This is a genomic window from Paraburkholderia sp. SIMBA_054 (genome assembly GCF_046534875.1).
Taxonomy (GTDB): Bacteria; Pseudomonadota; Gammaproteobacteria; order Burkholderiales; family Burkholderiaceae; genus Paraburkholderia; species Paraburkholderia hospita.
The window spans coordinates 1-228 of sequence record NZ_JAWRXV010001915.1 but is presented as its reverse complement, the minus strand read 5'-3'; the positions used below and the strand labels follow the sequence as shown (position 1 = coordinate 228).

1 protein-coding gene is annotated in these 228 nt (G+C 59.6%); it reads right to left on the bottom strand.

What is annotated here, in order from left to right:
* The coding region (locus tag SB822_RS61720) for an ABC transporter permease (RefSeq protein WP_410859754.1) at positions 1-228 on the bottom strand (228 nt) is incomplete at both ends.

The following is a 228-nucleotide window of genomic DNA, read 5'->3' as shown; positions in this document are numbered from 1 at the left end:
AGCCGATCGCCATCAGCACGAAGAGCCCTTCCCATACGGTGTTGAGGTCGTACAGGCTCGACGCGGTGAAGATCATGTGCCCGAGCCCTTTCTCCGACGAAATGAATTCCCCCACCACGGCGCCGACCAGACCGAAGCCGACGTTGATGCGAAACGTGGAGATCACATACGGCAGCGTGAACGGCACGACGACTTTCATGAACACGTCGTTCTTGTCGGCGCCGAGCG